Consider the following 17,193-nt stretch of genomic DNA (forward strand, 5'->3'; position numbering starts at 1 on the left):
GTTCTGTTACCCGCTGGAGTAGCAATCAAGCAGCCTGCTTCGGAATGTCGACGACGTCGCCGAACGGATACTGAGATCCTTCGTAGATGTTGCCCCAGATCACGGGGAACGACGGCGCCTGGGCGGGGAACGAGCCCATTCCGTCCGTCAAGTAGACAAGCGCATCAGGCTCGATGCCCATATCCTCCATCTCCTCGAAGACAGGGATGAACGACGTGCCGCCACCTCCCGGCGCCCCCTTACGGCGCAGGCTCATGAGTTCGGAGAGATCTTCGATCTCGTCAACGCGGTGCACTTTGGCGTCGCACCACATCACAAAGAGACGCTTGGGTTTGACGGTATCGAGAATGCCGTACATCTCGCCGAAGAACATCGACAACTCACGGTCGCCGATCGAGCCAGAGGTGTCCACCGCGACGACGACGTCACCGGCGCCGAACCCAGACCGACCGGGGGCTATGATATCCCGCACGATCAGACGACGATCAGGCTTCTGCCAGTCGTAGGTGCCGCCGCCGACTTTGCGCGCAAAGAGTGACTGGATGTGTTCGCGCCAATCCACTTGGGGCTCAAGCACTTCGTTGAGAAGGCGCTCGAGGCCGGCGGGCAGCTTGCCCTGGACCTTGGCCGAGTGCATTGCCGCGGCGACACCCGTGTTCCATTCGCTGGTATTGCGATCCTGGCTGGCTGAGTGCGCATCTTTCCCCTGAGACGTACCGGGGTCGAGATGCTCGTCGAACTGCTCGCCAGACACGTTACCCTGAACGGTAACACTGGAGCCATCCCCTTTTCCGCCGCCCTTGCCGGCACACTTCTCGTAGAGCTTGCGGTAGGCATCGAGCACCGAGTCGTTGGCGGTAGCGATGCTCGCGTCGTGCAGCCACTTCTTGTTGTAGAGCCCGACTTTCGACTCGACGAGGATGTCGTTGATAACGAGGTCCATCGCGACGTTCATGAGCTCGTGGCTGTAGGGGAGCACCACGCCATCCGGATAGGGGACGGAGCCACGCTTCCCGAACTGATATCCGATGATGCAGTGGTTCAGGATACAGTGCAGAATTTCGTGCCCGCAGACGAACACGCGCTCTTCGAGCTTGAGCGGGAAGAACGTCTCCGGGTTGATCATGAGCGTGACGCCGTCGGTGGCGGCGACAGGCACGTCCTTGGTGAACACGGCGATGTGTTTAGAGTCAACCTTGTTCATCAAGGTATAGAGGATGTGCGAGAACGCCGGGCAGTGCCAGAGCAGGGCGACGCGCGTGTCGTCCCACAGCTTCTCCTGCTTGGCGTCAAGTTTGACGAGTTCGAGCTTCTTCATAGAGCGGTATTCCTTTCTCATTGAAAAAACCGTGCAGTATGCTGACGGCTTGCAGTTTTGTGTCGACGTTCTCCCAATCTTCAGCGACCTCGCCCCAGCCGCCTTTATTTCGGTCGTCCCCGTCGCAAAACCTTGCGAAGTCGAGGTCCGGACGGTGTCTAATTCTGAGTTTGTACCTACCGACACTCGGCGTAAACCAGAACGACACCAACCAGCCGCGCAAGTAGCCGACATAGACCGGCTTTGCGCCCCAGAAATTCCCCGGCGGAATGACTGTGCTGACCGCAAATCCTAGGTCGATATCCGGGTATCCCCTGGGATCATTCGGTGCCATCGAAGATCTCGATGCTCTCGTCGGCGGTGAACATATCGCCGACTTGTAGGCTGACCTGCGGCTTACGCTTGTCCGCCAGCAGCGCCACGTTGGCGATGAGCGTTTTTGCAGCGGTGCGGGCGGCGGCGATGACAAGCTGATTCTTGTCCTCTCGCTTCTCGGCGTCGAAATCGACGCGCATTTGGATCGTGACTTGAAGCATCGTTACCTCGTGGGTTACTTTCGGTTTTTCTTCTCAATCATCTCGAGCAGAGCTGGAGTGCCTCTCAGGGACTCGACGACTTCGCGAAAAACCGGGATGTAGGACCCACTGGCTCGGAACCAGATGATCCGCTGTCCTCCCGATCGCATCCAGTTGTTTTGGTTATCTTGGCCCTTAAGCAGCAGGAGCTGTGCTAGCAGCGGCTCAAGCTTTTTAATTCTGGGAAACGTGACAACGGCTGAACGATATTCGTGCATGTTGTTTTGGTACGTCCAGCATGAATACCACTCGTCATACGTGACGAAACTTCGGCCCATTTCTTTTGCGGTAGCTCGAAGTATTTTGCGCCTGGTGGGTTCAGAGATATAGGCGTGGTTTCTAGCGAACTTGCGGGTTGCCGGCGTCCACTCGTGACGTATGATCGCGATGCCATCTTTGATGTAATTATTGCGGTCGTCTTCGAGCTGCTTGATCACGCGTTCGTATTCGGTCGACATCGTGAAATCTCCCGCTACCTCGTGAAGTTATTAAAACGGGCGGGACTTTTGGTCCCGCCCGCCAGTATCAGCTCGTTTAGCGGGCGAGCTGGGCCATCAGCGAGGCGTTCTCGCTGCACCACTTCTGAATGGCCGGAGTCGACACGAGGTGCGGATCGCGCTTACACGCCGCATTGGCGAACGTGACCGAGAACTCCTTGGGGAGCCGCTCGATATACTTGACGACCTTGGACACGGTGTCTTTGTCGACACGGTGCGCGAGGTTGTAGCAGACCAGCATCTGAGCGTCGGGCTTGGTCGGGACCTTCGCCTTCTCGGGGTCAGCGATGATCTTCTCGTACTTCGGCATCTCCTGGTCGAGCTTGACGTGGGCCATGAGCTGCGCGGCCGCGCCGGCGCCGATCATGCCAGAGATCTCCTCGGTGGTGGTCGGATCGCACGGCACTTCGCCACTGCCACCAGCGAGGCCTTGGAGGTACTGGTCCGCCATCACGAACGACCGCGGCGTGCACCACGAACCCTGTTCCTTGGGGGGGTCCTGCGAGAACACGATGTGGGTGTAGTGGTTGGCGAACGAGATCGCGATCGGGGAGACGCCGTTCTCGATGGCCCAGTTGGTCCAGCCCTCGACGTCATCGTCGATGTCGAGCTCGCACCGGCGATTGATCAGGTGGTCGAGCTCTTTCGTGGAGCCGGAACGGTCCTTCTGGCGATTGCCGGCCATCCAGACCACCCAACCTTTGGGCAGCCGGTGAGGGCCGAGCCGACCAGAGAGCGCCGCTTCGCCGATCACCTTCTTGACGTCGGTGTCCATCTTGTCGGCTTCGTCGACGACGATGATACCGCCGTCGTACTGGTCGAGCCGCTTGCCTTCCTCGGTGCGGAACCAGAACGGATCGGTGTAGACCGACTCGGAGTGCGTCTCGAGATGCTTCGGCACGAGGTAGCCAACGCTGTCCGACGGCGTCAGAAGAGGACCGGAGATCACGACGAGCCCGAACGACTTGCCCGGGAACTGTTTCTCGAGGATCTTGGGGGCCTCGCAGAACACAGTGGTCTTGCCGCGGCCCGGCGCCGACCTGATGTAGTAGCACCGCCCGGACTTGTACCAAGTCGGAATGCGCTGGATCACAGTGCTGAGTTTCATGAACTGAGCCTTTCTTCTCTTGTGGTTCGATGGTGGGGTGGTTCGTGGGTAAGAAAGCGTCCGCTTACGCGGCTTCTTTTTTGGTCGTTGTAGGGTTGGCTATGACGATCGACCTGTGAGTGCGCAACAGAAGATGCTTCTGTAGCCAGCTCAGGTTGTCGAACAGGTCTTTGTTGATGCGAAGAATGTTGCTCGTCTTATCGAGGGTGGCGAGCACTTCGTCGTGCGGAAATTCAGTTTTGGGGAGATACCGGAATAGTCTCGGCGGGGCATCGTCAGGACAAAACGCAGACGTCATGTTACCTCTTGGAGTTACGTTTGGTGAACGGACTGCGATGGCGTCGCCACATACTGTAGTCCGGACGGTTGTTGTGCCCGATCGGCGGGCCAGCTGACGGAAACGGGATGACGTCGCTGATGCCCGCCAATTCGCCGTCGAGAAGCTCTTTAGCGTCCACGCTCGACAGCATCGCCGATACTTGTTCCGGGTCGTCAACGAGTGAGCCGACGCGGCGAAGCGCGTCGAACGTGAACGATCGCATGCGTGTGGTCCTTACGCTGCTTGTTTGGGTGTAGCGCCCAGCTTCCGCTGCTCGATCTCTTTGGATACGAGGCGCGCATAGCCAGCGATGTCGTCCCAATGATCCGCGAAGTTCGGATTGCCCGCGAGAATTCGCCCGACTTTGTGGGCGTTCATGTCGAGCGTTTCTTTCTGGGAGGGCGTCAAGCTGTTCCAGTTCGGACAGCTACGCATGTAGTCCTTGAGCGACTGGGTAATCTCCGCATGCTGCGAATAATCGCCATGCGTTTTACCGCGCTCGTTCAGCAACTCATCTGTGGGTGAACTCATTTGTTACTCCGTGGTTCGAAGTAACGATGAGTAACCCCTTAAGGTAACGCGTGGGTCTCAGCGCCGATAAATTTTTTGTCGGTCCTCGGCGATCTTGCGCAACGCGACGAGCTCGTTGGCGATGCGCTCGAGCTGCTTCCAGATGAACCACATAAGGAGCGACACCACGATCAACACTACCGTTGTCATCGCACCCAATTCCCGTCGCTGTAATCCGGGTCGGCTTTGTATTTCTGAACCGCGTCGTAGATAACGCCCAAAAGCATTACAGGATTAGGATCGATAGAATTATCTAATGCTCCGCTGTAAAAAACGAACGGGTCCAGTTCGAGAGTACAGAAGCCTGCATATTCGCCGGACAAGACACTCGCCATAATCTTGTTGTGTGGGTCATCGATGACCGCGGGCATCAGTTTTCCCTTGTCCGAATTCTCGATGACAACGACAAGGTTCGGTGCATCTTTGTCCGGATGGCAGACATACTGCTCATCGCCCGCGCCCCTTACCCCATACGTCTGCTCGCCGGGGAAGCCCAGTTTCAGTGATGTGATGGTCATTCTTCCAGATCCGTCGACTCTAGTGGTTCGCGGTTCATCAGCGCGTTAAACACGCATTGTGCGACAAGCGGGTCTTCGTACGGGCCGAAACCTTGGTCGTCGCGGTGTATTTTGTGTGTCCAGCGCCACCGCCGTGTCAGGAAAAACATATAACTACTACCGGGTTCGCCGGCGTCGTAGTTTGACACTACCTCCACAACCTTGAGGTCCCAGCGGAAACAGCGGGCAACAATGATCGGGTCGGGGTCTCCATCGACGTACCGATGTTTGTACCGAAGATCACTCAGCGCTTTTGTTTTTGTCACGGCGCCCCTCGATGATCTTCAGCGCGACCTTGCAGCAGTTTTGGAAGTTACCTGTGAAGTACTCGTGAGGCGCCGGCTGCTTGAAGGTCTTTTGCTTTCCGCGCTTACTTCGTTGCTTGTACGTTCGAAGCTTCGTAAGTCGGAACGTACCAAGATGTCGGTTACGAGCGGACCCGCCGCCGATCCACATATTGTGCTCGGCGAGCTCGTCACGCGCCAAGCGTTTGATGGTGTGCCAGTCTTCAGGAGACATGCTCTTTTCGTCGAGCGTTCCCCACGCAATCATGTGGACGTGGCTCATCGTGTCGGGGCCTTAATTTTGCGCCCCGCTTTCAGCCCGCCAATCATGTAGCGCATAATAGCAAGTGCTTGAAGCGGGCTGTCGGCGTACAACACAGTGGCTTGATGCGGAATTTCAGCGCGAGCAATTTTTTGCAGCTTGCGCCCCTTATCACGCCCAACGTGCACGCCTATCTCGCCGCCTGACTTCCAAAACTGAGCCACGTAGCCGGGTTCGGGGCGTGATATCCACACCGAAACCACGTCGCCCTTCGCGGGGAAAAACATTTCATCGGGCAGACCAAAACGGCATAGCTCTTGGTCTTCATCCAGGTCGTCGAGCGGTGTCATCAGTTTTCCGATCAATCCAAATGTACGAGCCATCGGAGATACTGCCTGAGGTTCTCTTTCGATCGCTGCGCGCGTCGTTTGCGTGCATATCGCTGCATGAACTTGTTGAGCGGCGCGTTCACCGAAGAGGCTTCGACTTCGAGCGTTGTATTGCTCGGCGACGGCGGAAGGTCCATCAAGACGCGCCAGTGAGCGACTTCTTCCTTGGTCCAGCCAATTGGAAACGCTGTGTTGCTGTCGTCGACGAACACGGGACGGTCAATGTCCTCGATGTTCATAAACGAAATGTTGGTGAGGCCGTTCGCCCTGATCTCTTCTTTAACCTCGGGAATCTTCATCGGGTTACCTCACTGAGTAGCGAGCTTCTCGCGGTGTTCTTTGACGCGCTCGATACGACGCTTTTCGGCGAGCTCGTAGCCCAGCTCGGCGACGTTGGCGTCGCGCAGCACCCAAGAATGAATATGCGCGAAATATCCGATCATCCAGCGCTGCTCGTCGTCACTCAGCTTGCCCATGAGTGCGCGAAACTTCTCGCGTCTCGATAGTGGTTTAGGTGGAGGAGGTGGGTTCTTCGGACGTGCCATTGATGCGTTCCAGTGCGGCGTAGACCGCGCATTGCAGTTCGAACTCGGTATCGACGTTGAACAGGGCCACGGCCTCTCTATGGTCACGGCCGACCCAATAATTCTTAAAAGCACGAGCGGAGTAGCCGCCGGCGTAACGATAGACGGCAAGTCCGGTAGGTGTATTAGCCGCCTTGAGCCAATCCCTGTTAGGCGCTGGTCCCCACACAAACTCAGCGACGTTCGTGGTCGTCTTCACGTTACCTCGCCGGGTTACCGTTGCTGTCAGTGACAACGGTCGCACCCGAAACGGCGTTTACGAGGGCAAGTCCGACTTCGTGAACCACTGATCCAACACCGATGCCTGCCATAAGCAGGACAATCAGCGCGAAAAACCGCAGTGCGATCGTCTTCGTGGAATTGCCCGGATAGGTCTTGGGTTCTTCGGGGTTCAGCTCGGGAACATCGAGACCGTACTCGTTGCAGTACGCAAGAGCCGCGGCAGCTTTTGTGGCGTACATGCCAGCGTAGAGCCAGGTCTCGCGTGGCTGGTCGGCGACGCGCCAGATCACGCCGTCCTGGTAGAGCTTGGCGCCGTGAGCCTCCGCGGTCTCGATGATCGCGTCAGCTTGTTTCTCGGTCGGGGTGAAGCGGACGTCCATGTGAGGTGGTTCCATGGTTTGATGGTGTGGGTAGAGAAAAGGCGTATTGTTCGCACGCCGATAGAAGGCACTGGAGCTCCAATGCTGTCATGTTCGGAAACGCTGGCGATATGTTTCCATCGCTCCGATAAGCCGGCGGGACGTTTTGTCTTCCGACAAACGAAACGTAGTAGTGCCCGGGATCAGTCAAGCCGGTGCTCGAATTCTCCCTGCGAAACACATCAATGCCGTATTCAACCGGCGTGTTTACGGCGATCGACCAGTCCTTTACGGCAGCGCCGGCAGCTCTGTGTGTATCCCACTTAATATCGCCGATGTTCATAGTTTCTTCGCCCGAAGAACAGCAACAAGCCCGCGCAGCGTTACGATCGCGAGCATCGTAATGAACGACACGACGATCATCTGATACCAACTGGCGAAACCGTGCGGGAACGCAGCCATGATGACGAACAGCAAAACGAGTGTGGCGAGTAGTTTCATCTGTAACCCCGTTGGGTAACGCGTGAGTTTCAGAACGTCGCGACGGTCGATGGTTTTCTTCGCGGGTCTGAACCGTCCACATCGAGCGCTGGCACGCGCCCCATCCACGACTCGTGCTTGATCGCTCGAGCCCAGTCGACAAACGACGGTATCCAGCCGAAGTCTTCCGTGACGTGCTGCTCGCCGATCCACCTGACAGGCACTTCACGTCCGGTGGAGATCTTCCTGACGCTCCCAAAGAGCTGCACGGCGAGCGCGATCCCCTCAGCGTGATGCCTGAGTGCGCGATGGCGGTAATCGCACATGATGGTCTTGGAACCGTCAAACCACATGTGAATATCCAGATAGTCCTCGACCTTACCGCCCCACTTCTTCACGCTCGATTTGGCGTGGTGGTATGGGTCAGCCATCAGTCGGCCTGGATCGGGCCTTCATAGGTAAGCTCCCAGTTTCGACCTGGCGACACCTCGTAGTGAAGCGCTCGCGAAGCGGTGAAATTCTCGTAGCCCTCGACCCGGATCGAGTCTTCGCCGGGGATGACAATGATATCGCCGCTGCCGCCATCATCGTTGACCCAATCGAACGGGACGTTTTCCGCCAGATACTCCACCAGCTCTTTTGCGATCTTTTTAAGAGACATCGTGGGCAGCAAATTGGAGAACGCGTCGGCCACTTTTGGGTAGCCGTTCAAATCGACGATCACCTTTTCAGCGTCGGCGATACCGTCGATTTCGACGTCGTGGACTTGGCCATCGTCACCGCCGCCGGAGAAGTGCGCTTTGATCTTGATGACGCCGTGCTTCTTGAAAAGATCGAGGATCTCGCGTTTGAATTTGTCATCCATGTGGTTCATTACTCCTGTGGGTAATCAGATTTTCGACATGTCGGGCACCCACTTCCAACACCAATCGCGTGTTGTTTTGAGTCGCCGGATAGGGAGGTACTTGCGCCAGGAGCGGTTACACACGCCGCTGGCTTTGAACGCGGGGTGGCGTTTGAAGTGGATGCATGTTCCGCATTTTCGCGCGCCGCGTTTGGTGAGATCACCATAAAGCGGGATGCCGTATTTCTCTTCCATCTCCGTTATGGCGTCGTCCAAATGCGCCTCTAAGTCTTTGGCGTTCATTTGAATTCGCCGTATTCCTGTTCGAGATACTTAATGATGCTAACGACCTCCAACGGTCCGACACCAGATGATGTTTCGTTATCTGGACCCTCCCATTTTCTTTCAAGGCCGGGCGTATAGAAGTAAGCCCAGTACAGGTTTGGCGTATCGGATTTCCAGACCTCGATCCTCCCCTCCGTGGTGTTGCGCAATATTACGTTGCGCCCAGTCCACACAAACCCAAGCTCGCCAGACACCGTTACTTCTCCGAGTTGCGCCGGCACGCGAGCCGTGAGTGCGCGCGCTTCTTGTTGGGGACGATGCGCTTTTTGTATTTGGGCGTGCGCAGATCGCGCGCAACAGAAGTGCGCTTGCGTTTCATAGCCGTCCCTTTTTAAGGGTGATGATCTCGGTTGGGTTTTGGGTGTAGTAGTAAAACAGAGAAAGCGCTTGCACCGCGCTATCTATATTTGTGATGCGGTACGCCCTTAACCGGGCGTCATCGTCGACAAAAGCTTTCTCGATCGGCATCGCCGGAGCCCACACGAACCACATATTCATCGGCCCAATATCTAAAGAACCTGATCCGGGATGTAGTACAAACAAGTAAACATGCCATCCACCGACGGTGACCCCGTAATACGGAACGATGCCCTTCTTCGACGGGTACATCTTACCGCCCGGCAGGCTGAGGTCCGGCGGATACGGGAGTGTCATGGTTCGATGGTTCCGTTCAGAAGTCCGATCAAAATCGCAGTAGCTTCAAGTATTGTCAGCGACGACAAGCGATGACCGGTTTCGATGCCATATTCATTGCCCCACCATCGACCTTCACCCGGACCGACGTAGATCAGATAACGATCCCGCGGTATCGAGTTGTTGGTCGGCGATGCCCGGTAGATGTTTGTTTTCGGGTTCCGTCGTACGCAGCAGTATTCCCAATCGGTGTCGTAAGGGACGAAATTGAGTTTGCTGATGTCGATCATGTCTCGATGCTCCCATCGAGTATCCCAAGTATGATCGCCTGGGCTTGTAATGGTGGGATGCAGGTAAATGCGCCTTCACCACCGATATCGAGTTTACCACACAATATTGCGTAGTGCCCTTGTTGCTGTTGGCTGTTGGACTCAGTGGGCTGGTACACATAAATTGTATGAGCGGCGCCACGATCAATTTCAGCAACACGCCAAAGATCGAATGAACGAAAGCCGGACTGACCCTTGAAATCGAGATCGTCGAGCCGCATGCGTTACTCCCGCGGGTAAATCTTGTTGTTTGTTGCCATCCAGCCGAACACGCCGGCAACAGCGAACATGCAGATCGAGGTGGAGTTCACGCCACCAAGCGACAGGCCGATGAACGCAAATCCAGTAACGAGGCCCGACAGCCAGGCCCAAGAAATGCGCATCCTGACGATGCCGCCCAGCTCGTAATATTGGGCGTCGCGGCGCTCGCGTGAGTGCGCGCGGAACAATTCGAGCACCGCGGCTTTGCGCCTGCGGCCGCGCTCGATAACAGCAGCTGAAGTTGAGCGGGGAGAGCATCCAGTTTTTCTTGGTTTGTCATCTTACGGCTCGATGCAGAACACGAGGAACAGGCACCATCCCCAGCCGTCGTGGCCAGACACGGCGATTGCGGCCGCTGCGATGACAAGCGCGATCGACACCCAATGTTTATTGGGCTTCATCACGCAGCCCGCTTCCACTTCACGAGCGCTTCTTTGGCGATCGGATCGTCGGGGAATTTCTTGAGGTGCTTCTCGATGCGCTTGACGTGCGACTTGGCGTGGCGCCGCTCGTTGATGTAGCGCAGGTTCTGGGGGCTCTTCTTGGAGCGCCCCTGCTTCTTGTTCTTTCCGCCCGCGGCTTTCGCCATGGTGTTACTCCTGTGGGTAAGGTATTTGGTGGTTCGAGCGTGAGATGGTGCGGTGGTTCGCGCTACCTCACGGGGTTATTTCACAAGCAGGTGCCAGCGTGCAGTTTCATCTCACCACCTGCGGATAGCGCTTCAGGAGTTCGTTGAACTTGCATTGGAACACGAGCGGATTGTCGGTCATGAATTCATCCACCACGTCGCCTTTGGTGGTTGAGATATTGGCAAACAGCCTCACTGGCGTGTTGTGAAATGCGTGCGCGAAGTTCAGGTTTGGCATGTCGCTGTAGTGATCAAGAAAAACGATCTTGCCATTGACCACACGCACCGGGGTATCACCCAGCCTACCACTGTTGAGGCGCTCAAATAATTGCGTGGTGTCGACGTTCATCATCGTTCAGGCCTACCCACGCTCAACTCGCCGTACCGCTGAAATACGTCATTCAGAATGCATTGAAGCTCAAAGAGACTGCCGGCTCTAAATTCTTCGACGCCGTGCCGTCCTTTTGAAATGTTGACCCAAAGCAGGTACTGAACTTCGTCGGGCTGTCGCGGTCTGTATATATGGACGTTGGGGTAACTGTTGTTACCATAGACCTCTATCACTTCACCGTTCTCGATCCGAAGCCACACACTTTTGTCTTCGTCAAAACCTGGGCGAATAAAGTCGGTTACGACTACGTTGGTCGGTGACATGGTGTTACTCGAAGGGGTAGCGCGCGAGGATGTCGTTAATCGCACATTGTAGAAGCAAATAGTTATCCGGCACGCTCACGCTAAAAACTGCGGTATGAGTTGATGCTACTCCGTTCGGCTCGTTGCGAAAGATCGAGTACCCGCCGTGGCCGCGTTCAATCCAGATATTGATGTTGGGAGCATATTCGGGGGATTTCACGTTTCGTATCTTGCCGTTCTCAATACGAAACACGACGCGCTCTTCTTTCTTTTTCTTGGCGTGTTCCACCAAGTCCACCACATCGACGAACGGTATTTGTTTGCTCATATTTCGCCACGAAGTTACCCGGCGAAGTAGCGCCGGAATTGAAGATGACACTGATACACACAGCGTGCGATGAGTGCGCGAGCGCCCCGCTGGACTCGAACCAGCAACCGCCGAATTAGAACTTCGATGCTCTATCCGTTGAGCTAGGGGCGCATCCGCGTAGAGTAAATTGGTCGGGGTGGCAGGATTTGAACCTGCGGCTTCCTGCTCCCAAAGCAGGCGCGCTACCAGACTGCGCCACACCCCGAAAACGGTGGCGTTGCCGATCGGGTAAACCCGCCGGTTTCCCTCGACTCCAAACAAGAGGAGGGAGGCTGATTTGTTAGCGATACGCATGCTGCCTGTGTCGCCGTTTGTCAGCTCTTCAATCATCAACGCCAAGCTCTTAAACGTACGAGACTTCAGAAGTGAACTGGTCCCAGGAGGGCGGTCCTGCTCTTGCGAGAGCCGCTGCGTCGCTGCTGAGCCAGAGCGTTGCGGCCGGACCAGCTCGCTTCTGAAGTTGTTATTTACGCCTTCGTATGTCGTAGCGACGTTGCAGTTCGCGGGCGACCCACGAAGGACTGTTAGGGAAGTCTTCGTCAGCCAGTAGCTCCTCGATTACCTGCGCCAGCTCATGCCGCAGCGCGATCGCATCGGCGATGCCAAGGATGAACTCCTCGCTTGTGGTGCGTTCTGCCATTTTGTTACTCCGGCGGGTAAAGCTTCCCGCGCCAAAGATAGAAACCGTTGGCTTGTTTCGTGCCCAGCCATCTGGCGAGCACGCGTTTCAACGATGTAATGAGTTCGCTCATGTGATGGTCCGATGGTTGAGTTACTTCTTCTTGGGAGCGCTCTTACCCTTGGGGGTAATCCGCCACTTCCTGATGCGCGCCATCTTCTCCAGATGGTCCACGATCAAGAGACTCTCACGGCCCAGGTCTGTGCCCTTGCGGGTTTTGCGCCAGTGAGTGCGCGCTTCTTTGAACGTGAAGTATCTGCACCCCGCGATAATGACGGCGTGGCCCGCTTTATCGAGCGTGCATGTGAAGGTGTAATGGTCTGATCGCGAGGCAAAAATCAACGAAGCAGCGACCAGCGCATTACCGGTGACCAGCGCATTGCCGTAGACCTGCGCATTGCCGTAGACCAGCGCATTACCGTAGACCAGCGCATTACCGGTGACCAGCGCATTGCCGTAGACCAGCGCATTACCGGTGACCCGCGCATTGCCGTAGACCCGCGCATTGCCGGTGACCTGCGCATTGCCGTAGACCTGCGCATTGCCGGTGACCAGCGCATTACCGGTGACCCGCGCATTGCCGGTGACCCACACATTGCCGGTGACCTGCGCATTGCCGGTGACCTGCGCATTGCCGGTGACCAGCGCATTACCGGTGACCCGCGCATTGCCGGTGACCCGCGCGTTTTTTCCGACATATGCGGAATTATCCACATGCGCCGTATCTCGCACCAGTCCATCGCCGTTAGCGTGGCGGTGCCAACCCTTCGGGATTGTGCCTTCCATTTTCGTGTTACCTTTTAAGGTTACGCATTTTCTCTTGTGCGCGTTTCAAATCACGGCGTGCCATGTATTTTTGAACCGCGACGGTGTTGTCAGCGGCCCAGCGCGAGATGGCGGCGTTTGCTACCGCCGCCGGACAGACTCTGCACACGATGTGCACGATCGCGGCTTGTTTCTCTTTTGAGAGGGGCGCGATAGCACGCAGCAGTTCATCACCGTCGATCCGCGATGCGGGGTACTCGTGATCCGTGCGACGCAACAGATCGAGCATGCGGTAGTCGAGCGCCTTATTCCTTTTTGGCATCGCGCCGTTACCCCATCGAGTAGCGTTGCTCGTCACAAGTGACACCGACACAAATCGAGCGCCGGCTGTGAGTGCGCAACTTCATGAGTGAGCCGATCGGCATTAGGACGTTTTGTCGTTCTGCCCCTGCCTTCCAGTTCAGACACACGCGCCGCTCTTGCGTATGCGGCTCGCTCCGCACCTGCTGGTCGGTATCGGCTCGCTGATGAAGTTGGGCCTTTTCGTGTGGTGCCCAGCACGCGCGCTTTGGGTGCGCGTAACCTATGTCGTCCTTCTTTTTACTCGGACGAAAATTCCCTAAGGGTGCCTATGTGACCATCGCCGGGCAGCGCCCCGGTAATGCGCTATCGCCCTAGGTCGTTGTGAGTACCGGGATCAGGTGCCCCGCTGCACGATCCTCCCCGTGCAGCGGGGCTGTGACCGGGCTTGGGAACTGGGGGAGGGGAGGCCCGGCTACTTCGCTAGGTAGCGTGTGGGTTACGCCGCGACGGCTTCGGCCGTGTCGGACGCAACCTGCTCGGCGGTCTCACTCGCCGCCGGATCGACGACGGTGAGGCCGAGCTCGGCCGCCTTGTCGAGCAGCGCCTGGCGGTCCTTCAGCGCCATGATCTGGCCGATGCGGGACGTGATCTGCTCGTGCGCAGCCATGACTTCCGGGGACTTGTCGGTGAGGCCGTTCTCGCCCGAGATGAGATCGTCGAGGATCTTCTTCGCGCGTTCGAGCTGACCTTCGACGGTCTTCTCAGCGCCTTCGGGCTTGGCCATCACAGCCTTGAGCTGGTCGTCGGTGAGTGCGCTGTCCTGCTCGATCTGCGCCCGCGCCGTGTCCACGTAGAACGCATAAGCGGGCTTGACGGCAGACTTCGGGTCGGCGGCCAGCGTCTCGCGACGCATGATGACCGCACGATTGAGCACGTCCACCGGATCGCAGTAGGTGAGCGTGCCCATCTGGACGAGCTTGCGCAGTTTCGACACGTTGGCACGCATGCCGCCGGCAGTGCGCTCGTGCACCGCCTTGGCGCCTTCGGCCTTGGTGTACTCGTCGAACATGCGCTTGGCGTCATCGATGCCCTCGCTGTCTTTGTCCAGCGAGATCACGCCTTCGTGCGCGGCGCGAACCGCGGCGACGGCGAGCATCGGCAGGGCGTCACGCCCCTGCGCCGACTGGCGACCGAACTCGCGCACATCGGACATGAAGTCGCGAAGGCGCGTGTCGTTCTGAGTGCTGTGTTTCAGAGAGACCATACTTACTCCTGTGGGTTGCAGCGCGGCTCACTCCCTTTTGGGGTGGTTCAGTGAGTGCGCGCTTGTGTTGGCCGCTCTTCGATCAATCTCAGGCGGCATTGGTCGGTCTCAGCCGACCAATTACTAAACGTCACACATCAAGTGCAACGTAATTGTCATGTTACTTTTGCAAGTAACATCGGGATTACATTCGAGAGTGTCGCCACAATTTGAACAGTTAATTATTCGTAGTTCGACACAATCGCAAAACTTTAACTTTCGAGTAATTATCCGCTCGATGCTCGCGCAGGTTGAATTATGTGGCGCAAGTATGGCGGAAGAATGTGGTAAAAATTTTTGTTGTGAGTTGCGCGAAAGTTACGGGTTTCGCGAGAATTACGGATAGAGAATAGAGAATTACAAGTCATTGATTTGACTTGATATTTTTTAATTCTCTATTCTCTATTTTCAAAACAGGGTAGCCCTAGGTGGTGTGATGGTGGCCGTCGCACCACCGGGTCATCGCCCGAAAAATTGCTAGGGGTGTATATAAATAGAGAATAGAGAATAGAGAATAAACATTAGTGTAACCAAACACCACCCTGTAACCACCAAGTAACCGCTAGCGGCTGCCGCGGATGAGTGCGCTCCCGCCCTGAGCCTGCGAAATCGCACCACCGAATACCAGACGCTCGCCGTTGCCGTAGGTCTTATGGGCCATCCAGCGTCCGCCCTTACCAGTCCGCCGCACGATGGAATTCATCTCGCCTTCGCGCGTCGCAGCTTGTCCGGTCGGATACCGCTTGACCATCGAAAGGTCATAGCTCGGCACCACCGGTTTACCCGTGCGGTAAGCAGGCTTGAGCATTTCATGGTTCGCGGCGTCGATGCGTTGGCGCCGAGCGCGCGAAGCCTTCGCTTCCATTGATCGGTTAGCCATTGCACCCTCGTATGTTTTGACCATCAAAGGTGAAAGCACCAAAAGAGCGGGCTTATAGGCAGCGCCGGGCCGCAGTAATTCGATGCTTTCGCTTTTAATGGTCAGATGGTCCGGGCCGCCATTCGCAAGCCCGGACCATCCGTGGGTGGTATGGTCCCCTCGCGGGTGCAGTGATGCTCGCCATCTCGCGGTTGTGCCGGGAACGTGACCGGCCGGTGTGCTACCTAGTCGGGTAGCAGTATCCGTTGCTCCGCCGCATGGGTTCATATGCCCCTAATCAGTCTATCTTCCGAATAGACCGCACCCTGTAGAGCCTAGTACTAGCCGGCCACCGCCGGTTTCCCCGCCCTTGTGGAGTGTTCCGTCTCTTTCGGCACCGAGGTCGTTACTCCCCGTCACCTTACGGAATTGCCCGGTCACGCTTTCGCGCTGGCGTTTTTAGCCGCAGCCGGGGCTGGTAATTCGCTTGTCGTTTCAATGACTTGCGCCTTACACCCTAGGTCCGGGGAGGGGGGCTACCCACCGGGGTAACTGGACAGGGGGGCCGGGGGGTGGGGCGGCCCTTGTTTGGGGCCCCAAGTAATACGGAGCCTAGAAAAACCATCGGATACTTTGAAGATACTATAACTATACTTGACACTCCAAGTATTCGCCCCACTTACACCGAAGAGCAGTTGGCGCAGGGGTCCAGGCCGTGTGGTGGTTGCGTGGTGTGATGGTGGCCGGAATGACCCTGCTGGCGGCGGGCCAAGGTTGGGCCAACGACCAGGATCTGCGATCGCAGATCGAGGCCCGCATGCCCGACTTGAACGCGTTCGTGCGTCTAGTTACCGACTACAAGTCGACGGAATTTCCCAAGGTCGTGATCAAGACGCCCGAAGAGCTCAACAAGATCTTCTACCGTGAGCACTACGACGGCCAGGACAAGCGCTGCGATATCGGGTGTGTGAAGGCGCTAGCGTATGATGGTGCAATCTTTATGGGCACCGACTTCATGCCGGGTCGCGACGACTTCATCTTGGTGCACGAGCTCGTGCATTTTCAGCAGTTCGCCGCCGGCAAGGGCGACCAGTGTCCTGGCTCGCTCGAGCCCGAGGCTTATGCGGTGCAGGACAAGTTCGTCACCGCCACCGGCCGCGGGATGAAGTCTGACCCTATGACGGTGATGCTCCTGGCTGCGTCGTGCAGTGGGTTTTGAGCACAGGATCTGAGCTATAGAGATTGCCCGTTTAGCTCAGCGGTAGAGCAGCGGTTTTGTAAACCGAAGGTCGAGGGTTTGATCCCCTCAGCGGGCTCCATTCCCAGAAATTCTGGGTGTCAAAAAAGTAACTGTAACCTTGAAGTAACCATCGCATGGGTTAAATTCGGCCCATGCCAGACCCCGAGAAAAGAAAACCACGCTTCGTGACAATCGTTGTGGACACCGAAGAAGAGCTCAACTCCGTACCGCCCGTAACGGCGCCGCGGTCGATCGAGGATCTCTCTGAGCTCGACAAGGAGCGCATCCGCCGTTCAATCGCGATGGGCACCGATCCGGAGTTCGTGTGTGACGTATTCCGGATCGAGCGGGAGTGGCTGCCGGCGATCATCGCTGGTGGGTCTGGATCGTGATTTCACAAGAGTCTCCGCACTAAAAACCGAAAGTGTGTGGGGTGTAATACTCTTACGGCAAGAGTCGCGCTGCCTTAAGTGAAGC

The 17,193-nt window shown here is 56.8% G+C and carries 36 protein-coding genes and 3 tRNA genes; 3 read left to right on the top strand and 36 right to left on the bottom strand.

All coding sequences use genetic code 11. The features are described 5' to 3' along the window. Positions 1 to 25: 25 nt before the first annotated feature. From AB7F10_RS14645 to AB7F10_RS14820, 36 genes are all read right to left on the bottom strand, one after another. Positions 26 to 1,318 carry a vWA domain-containing protein gene (locus tag AB7F10_RS14645; protein ID WP_428561785.1) on the bottom strand — a complete coding sequence of 431 codons (1,293 nt, stop codon included), beginning with the start codon at positions 1,316 to 1,318 and terminating at the stop codon, positions 26 to 28. Next, positions 1,290 to 1,652: a hypothetical protein gene (locus AB7F10_RS14650; RefSeq protein ID WP_428561783.1), complete on the bottom strand. Its 363-nt coding sequence runs from the start codon at positions 1,650 to 1,652 to the stop codon at positions 1,290 to 1,292. The genes AB7F10_RS14645 and AB7F10_RS14650 overlap by 29 nt, the downstream gene beginning before the upstream one ends. Continuing rightward, the gene (locus AB7F10_RS14655; RefSeq protein WP_428561781.1) at positions 1,639 to 1,854 is read right to left on the bottom strand and encodes a hypothetical protein; all 216 of its coding nucleotides are present in this window, start codon (positions 1,852 to 1,854) and stop codon (positions 1,639 to 1,641) included. The genes AB7F10_RS14650 and AB7F10_RS14655 overlap by 14 nt, the downstream gene beginning before the upstream one ends. Before the next feature lie 14 nt (positions 1,855 to 1,868). After that, complete coding sequence (locus AB7F10_RS14660) at positions 1,869 to 2,351, bottom strand: hypothetical protein (protein ID WP_428561779.1); 483 nt, start codon at positions 2,349 to 2,351, stop codon at positions 1,869 to 1,871. Positions 2,352 to 2,427: 76 nt separating this feature from the next. Then, positions 2,428 to 3,498: a hypothetical protein gene (locus AB7F10_RS14665; protein ID WP_428561777.1), complete on the bottom strand. Its 1,071-nt coding sequence runs from the start codon at positions 3,496 to 3,498 to the stop codon at positions 2,428 to 2,430. A gap of 64 nt (positions 3,499 to 3,562) precedes the next feature. After that, complete coding sequence (locus tag AB7F10_RS14670; RefSeq protein ID WP_428561775.1) at positions 3,563 to 3,796, bottom strand: hypothetical protein; 234 nt, start codon at positions 3,794 to 3,796, stop codon at positions 3,563 to 3,565. Position 3,797: 1 nt separating this feature from the next. Beyond that, positions 3,798 to 4,040, bottom strand: a complete 243-nt coding sequence (locus AB7F10_RS14675; protein WP_428561773.1) for a hypothetical protein — start codon at positions 4,038 to 4,040, stop codon at positions 3,798 to 3,800. 11 nt (positions 4,041 to 4,051) lie between these two features. After that, on the bottom strand, positions 4,052 to 4,348 hold the full coding sequence (locus tag AB7F10_RS14680) for a DUF6378 domain-containing protein (RefSeq protein ID WP_428561771.1): 297 nt from the start codon (positions 4,346 to 4,348) through the stop codon (positions 4,052 to 4,054). 57 nt (positions 4,349 to 4,405) lie between these two features. Further along, positions 4,406 to 4,537, bottom strand: a complete 132-nt coding sequence (locus AB7F10_RS14685) for a hypothetical protein (RefSeq protein WP_428561769.1) — start codon at positions 4,535 to 4,537, stop codon at positions 4,406 to 4,408. Next, on the bottom strand, positions 4,534 to 4,905 hold the full coding sequence (locus AB7F10_RS14690; protein WP_428561767.1) for a hypothetical protein: 372 nt from the start codon (positions 4,903 to 4,905) through the stop codon (positions 4,534 to 4,536). Before AB7F10_RS14690 ends, AB7F10_RS14685 begins: the two co-directional genes overlap by 4 nt. Then, positions 4,902 to 5,210: a hypothetical protein gene (locus AB7F10_RS14695; RefSeq protein ID WP_428587174.1), complete on the bottom strand. Its 309-nt coding sequence runs from the start codon at positions 5,208 to 5,210 to the stop codon at positions 4,902 to 4,904. Before AB7F10_RS14695 ends, AB7F10_RS14690 begins: the two co-directional genes overlap by 4 nt. Further along, the gene (locus AB7F10_RS14700) at positions 5,185 to 5,511 is read right to left on the bottom strand and encodes a hypothetical protein (RefSeq protein WP_428561765.1); all 327 of its coding nucleotides are present in this window, start codon (positions 5,509 to 5,511) and stop codon (positions 5,185 to 5,187) included. The genes AB7F10_RS14695 and AB7F10_RS14700 overlap by 26 nt, the downstream gene beginning before the upstream one ends. Continuing rightward, positions 5,508 to 5,840, bottom strand: a complete 333-nt coding sequence (locus AB7F10_RS14705; protein WP_428561763.1) for a hypothetical protein — start codon at positions 5,838 to 5,840, stop codon at positions 5,508 to 5,510. The genes AB7F10_RS14700 and AB7F10_RS14705 overlap by 4 nt, the downstream gene beginning before the upstream one ends. Positions 5,841 to 5,851: 11 nt before the next feature. Continuing rightward, positions 5,852 to 6,178 (bottom strand): hypothetical protein, encoded by a 327-nt coding sequence (locus AB7F10_RS14710; RefSeq protein WP_428561761.1) that lies wholly within the window; start codon positions 6,176 to 6,178, stop codon positions 5,852 to 5,854. 9 nt (positions 6,179 to 6,187) lie between these two features. After that, a complete protein-coding gene (locus tag AB7F10_RS14715; RefSeq protein WP_428561759.1) occupies positions 6,188 to 6,355 on the bottom strand; it encodes a hypothetical protein in 168 nt (55 codons plus the stop codon). Between the two features lie 34 nt (positions 6,356 to 6,389). After that, positions 6,390 to 6,662 carry a hypothetical protein gene (locus AB7F10_RS14720; RefSeq protein ID WP_428561757.1) on the bottom strand — a complete coding sequence of 91 codons (273 nt, stop codon included), beginning with the start codon at positions 6,660 to 6,662 and terminating at the stop codon, positions 6,390 to 6,392. A 1-nt stretch (position 6,663) separates the two neighbouring features. Further along, entirely contained in the window at positions 6,664 to 7,065 is a 402-nt protein-coding gene (locus tag AB7F10_RS14725) for a hypothetical protein (RefSeq protein ID WP_428561755.1), read from the bottom strand. Between the two features lie 318 nt (positions 7,066 to 7,383). Continuing rightward, the gene (locus AB7F10_RS14730) at positions 7,384 to 7,545 is read right to left on the bottom strand and encodes a hypothetical protein (RefSeq protein WP_428561753.1); all 162 of its coding nucleotides are present in this window, start codon (positions 7,543 to 7,545) and stop codon (positions 7,384 to 7,386) included. Positions 7,546 to 7,574: 29 nt separating this feature from the next. Next, positions 7,575 to 7,955: a DUF6915 family protein gene (locus tag AB7F10_RS14735; RefSeq protein WP_428561751.1), complete on the bottom strand. Its 381-nt coding sequence runs from the start codon at positions 7,953 to 7,955 to the stop codon at positions 7,575 to 7,577. Further along, the gene (locus AB7F10_RS14740; protein ID WP_428561749.1) at positions 7,955 to 8,389 is read right to left on the bottom strand and encodes a DUF6878 family protein; all 435 of its coding nucleotides are present in this window, start codon (positions 8,387 to 8,389) and stop codon (positions 7,955 to 7,957) included. The genes AB7F10_RS14735 and AB7F10_RS14740 overlap by 1 nt, the downstream gene beginning before the upstream one ends. Positions 8,390 to 8,413: 24 nt before the next feature. Then, positions 8,414 to 8,671 carry a hypothetical protein gene (locus AB7F10_RS14745; RefSeq protein ID WP_428561747.1) on the bottom strand — a complete coding sequence of 86 codons (258 nt, stop codon included), beginning with the start codon at positions 8,669 to 8,671 and terminating at the stop codon, positions 8,414 to 8,416. Further along, the gene (locus AB7F10_RS14750; protein ID WP_428561745.1) at positions 8,668 to 8,907 is read right to left on the bottom strand and encodes a hypothetical protein; all 240 of its coding nucleotides are present in this window, start codon (positions 8,905 to 8,907) and stop codon (positions 8,668 to 8,670) included. The genes AB7F10_RS14745 and AB7F10_RS14750 overlap by 4 nt, the downstream gene beginning before the upstream one ends. Before the next feature lie 121 nt (positions 8,908 to 9,028). Continuing rightward, the gene (locus tag AB7F10_RS14755; protein WP_428561744.1) at positions 9,029 to 9,367 is read right to left on the bottom strand and encodes a hypothetical protein; all 339 of its coding nucleotides are present in this window, start codon (positions 9,365 to 9,367) and stop codon (positions 9,029 to 9,031) included. Continuing rightward, complete coding sequence (locus AB7F10_RS14760; protein ID WP_428561742.1) at positions 9,364 to 9,636, bottom strand: hypothetical protein; 273 nt, start codon at positions 9,634 to 9,636, stop codon at positions 9,364 to 9,366. Before AB7F10_RS14760 ends, AB7F10_RS14755 begins: the two co-directional genes overlap by 4 nt. Further along, complete coding sequence (locus AB7F10_RS14765) at positions 9,633 to 9,896, bottom strand: hypothetical protein (RefSeq protein WP_428561740.1); 264 nt, start codon at positions 9,894 to 9,896, stop codon at positions 9,633 to 9,635. The genes AB7F10_RS14760 and AB7F10_RS14765 overlap by 4 nt, the downstream gene beginning before the upstream one ends. A gap of 3 nt (positions 9,897 to 9,899) precedes the next feature. Then, on the bottom strand, positions 9,900 to 10,133 hold the full coding sequence (locus tag AB7F10_RS14770; RefSeq protein WP_428561738.1) for a hypothetical protein: 234 nt from the start codon (positions 10,131 to 10,133) through the stop codon (positions 9,900 to 9,902). 203 nt (positions 10,134 to 10,336) lie between these two features. Beyond that, positions 10,337 to 10,525: a hypothetical protein gene (locus tag AB7F10_RS14775; protein ID WP_428561736.1), complete on the bottom strand. Its 189-nt coding sequence runs from the start codon at positions 10,523 to 10,525 to the stop codon at positions 10,337 to 10,339. Positions 10,526 to 10,631: 106 nt separating this feature from the next. Beyond that, complete coding sequence (locus AB7F10_RS14780) at positions 10,632 to 10,916, bottom strand: hypothetical protein (protein WP_428561734.1); 285 nt, start codon at positions 10,914 to 10,916, stop codon at positions 10,632 to 10,634. 306 nt (positions 10,917 to 11,222) lie between these two features. After that, positions 11,223 to 11,525, bottom strand: a complete 303-nt coding sequence (locus AB7F10_RS14785) for a hypothetical protein (protein ID WP_428561732.1) — start codon at positions 11,523 to 11,525, stop codon at positions 11,223 to 11,225. Positions 11,526 to 11,605: 80 nt separating this feature from the next. Beyond that, a tRNA-Arg gene (locus tag AB7F10_RS14790) sits at positions 11,606 to 11,678 on the bottom strand. A 17-nt stretch (positions 11,679 to 11,695) separates the two neighbouring features. Beyond that, a tRNA-Pro gene (locus AB7F10_RS14795) sits at positions 11,696 to 11,772 on the bottom strand. A 258-nt stretch (positions 11,773 to 12,030) separates the two neighbouring features. Further along, complete coding sequence (locus tag AB7F10_RS14800; RefSeq protein WP_428561730.1) at positions 12,031 to 12,207, bottom strand: hypothetical protein; 177 nt, start codon at positions 12,205 to 12,207, stop codon at positions 12,031 to 12,033. A 132-nt stretch (positions 12,208 to 12,339) separates the two neighbouring features. Continuing rightward, entirely contained in the window at positions 12,340 to 13,032 is a 693-nt protein-coding gene (locus tag AB7F10_RS14805) for a hypothetical protein (RefSeq protein WP_428587176.1), read from the bottom strand. A 7-nt stretch (positions 13,033 to 13,039) separates the two neighbouring features. Then, on the bottom strand, positions 13,040 to 13,300 hold the full coding sequence (locus tag AB7F10_RS14810; protein WP_428561726.1) for a hypothetical protein: 261 nt from the start codon (positions 13,298 to 13,300) through the stop codon (positions 13,040 to 13,042). A 510-nt stretch (positions 13,301 to 13,810) separates the two neighbouring features. Continuing rightward, on the bottom strand, positions 13,811 to 14,578 hold the full coding sequence (locus tag AB7F10_RS14815) for a hypothetical protein (protein ID WP_428561724.1): 768 nt from the start codon (positions 14,576 to 14,578) through the stop codon (positions 13,811 to 13,813). A gap of 601 nt (positions 14,579 to 15,179) precedes the next feature. Next, the gene (locus tag AB7F10_RS14820; protein ID WP_428561722.1) at positions 15,180 to 15,497 is read right to left on the bottom strand and encodes a hypothetical protein; all 318 of its coding nucleotides are present in this window, start codon (positions 15,495 to 15,497) and stop codon (positions 15,180 to 15,182) included. 727 nt (positions 15,498 to 16,224) lie between these two features. Here AB7F10_RS14820 and AB7F10_RS14825 point away from each other — a divergent pair. The 3 genes from AB7F10_RS14825 to AB7F10_RS14835 all read left to right on the top strand — a co-directional run bounded on the left by AB7F10_RS14825 (position 16,225) and on the right by AB7F10_RS14835 (position 17,108). Next, complete coding sequence (locus tag AB7F10_RS14825) at positions 16,225 to 16,695, top strand: DUF6647 family protein (RefSeq protein ID WP_428561720.1); 471 nt, start codon at positions 16,225 to 16,227, stop codon at positions 16,693 to 16,695. Positions 16,696 to 16,720: 25 nt separating this feature from the next. Beyond that, positions 16,721 to 16,795 (top strand) — tRNA-Thr (locus tag AB7F10_RS14830). A 73-nt stretch (positions 16,796 to 16,868) separates the two neighbouring features. Beyond that, positions 16,869 to 17,108: a hypothetical protein gene (locus AB7F10_RS14835; protein ID WP_428561718.1), complete on the top strand. Its 240-nt coding sequence runs from the start codon at positions 16,869 to 16,871 to the stop codon at positions 17,106 to 17,108. Positions 17,109 to 17,193 lie beyond the last annotated feature (85 nt).

Source organism: Pseudolabrys sp. (genome assembly GCF_050250095.1).
GTDB lineage: Bacteria > Pseudomonadota > Alphaproteobacteria > Rhizobiales > Xanthobacteraceae > Pseudolabrys.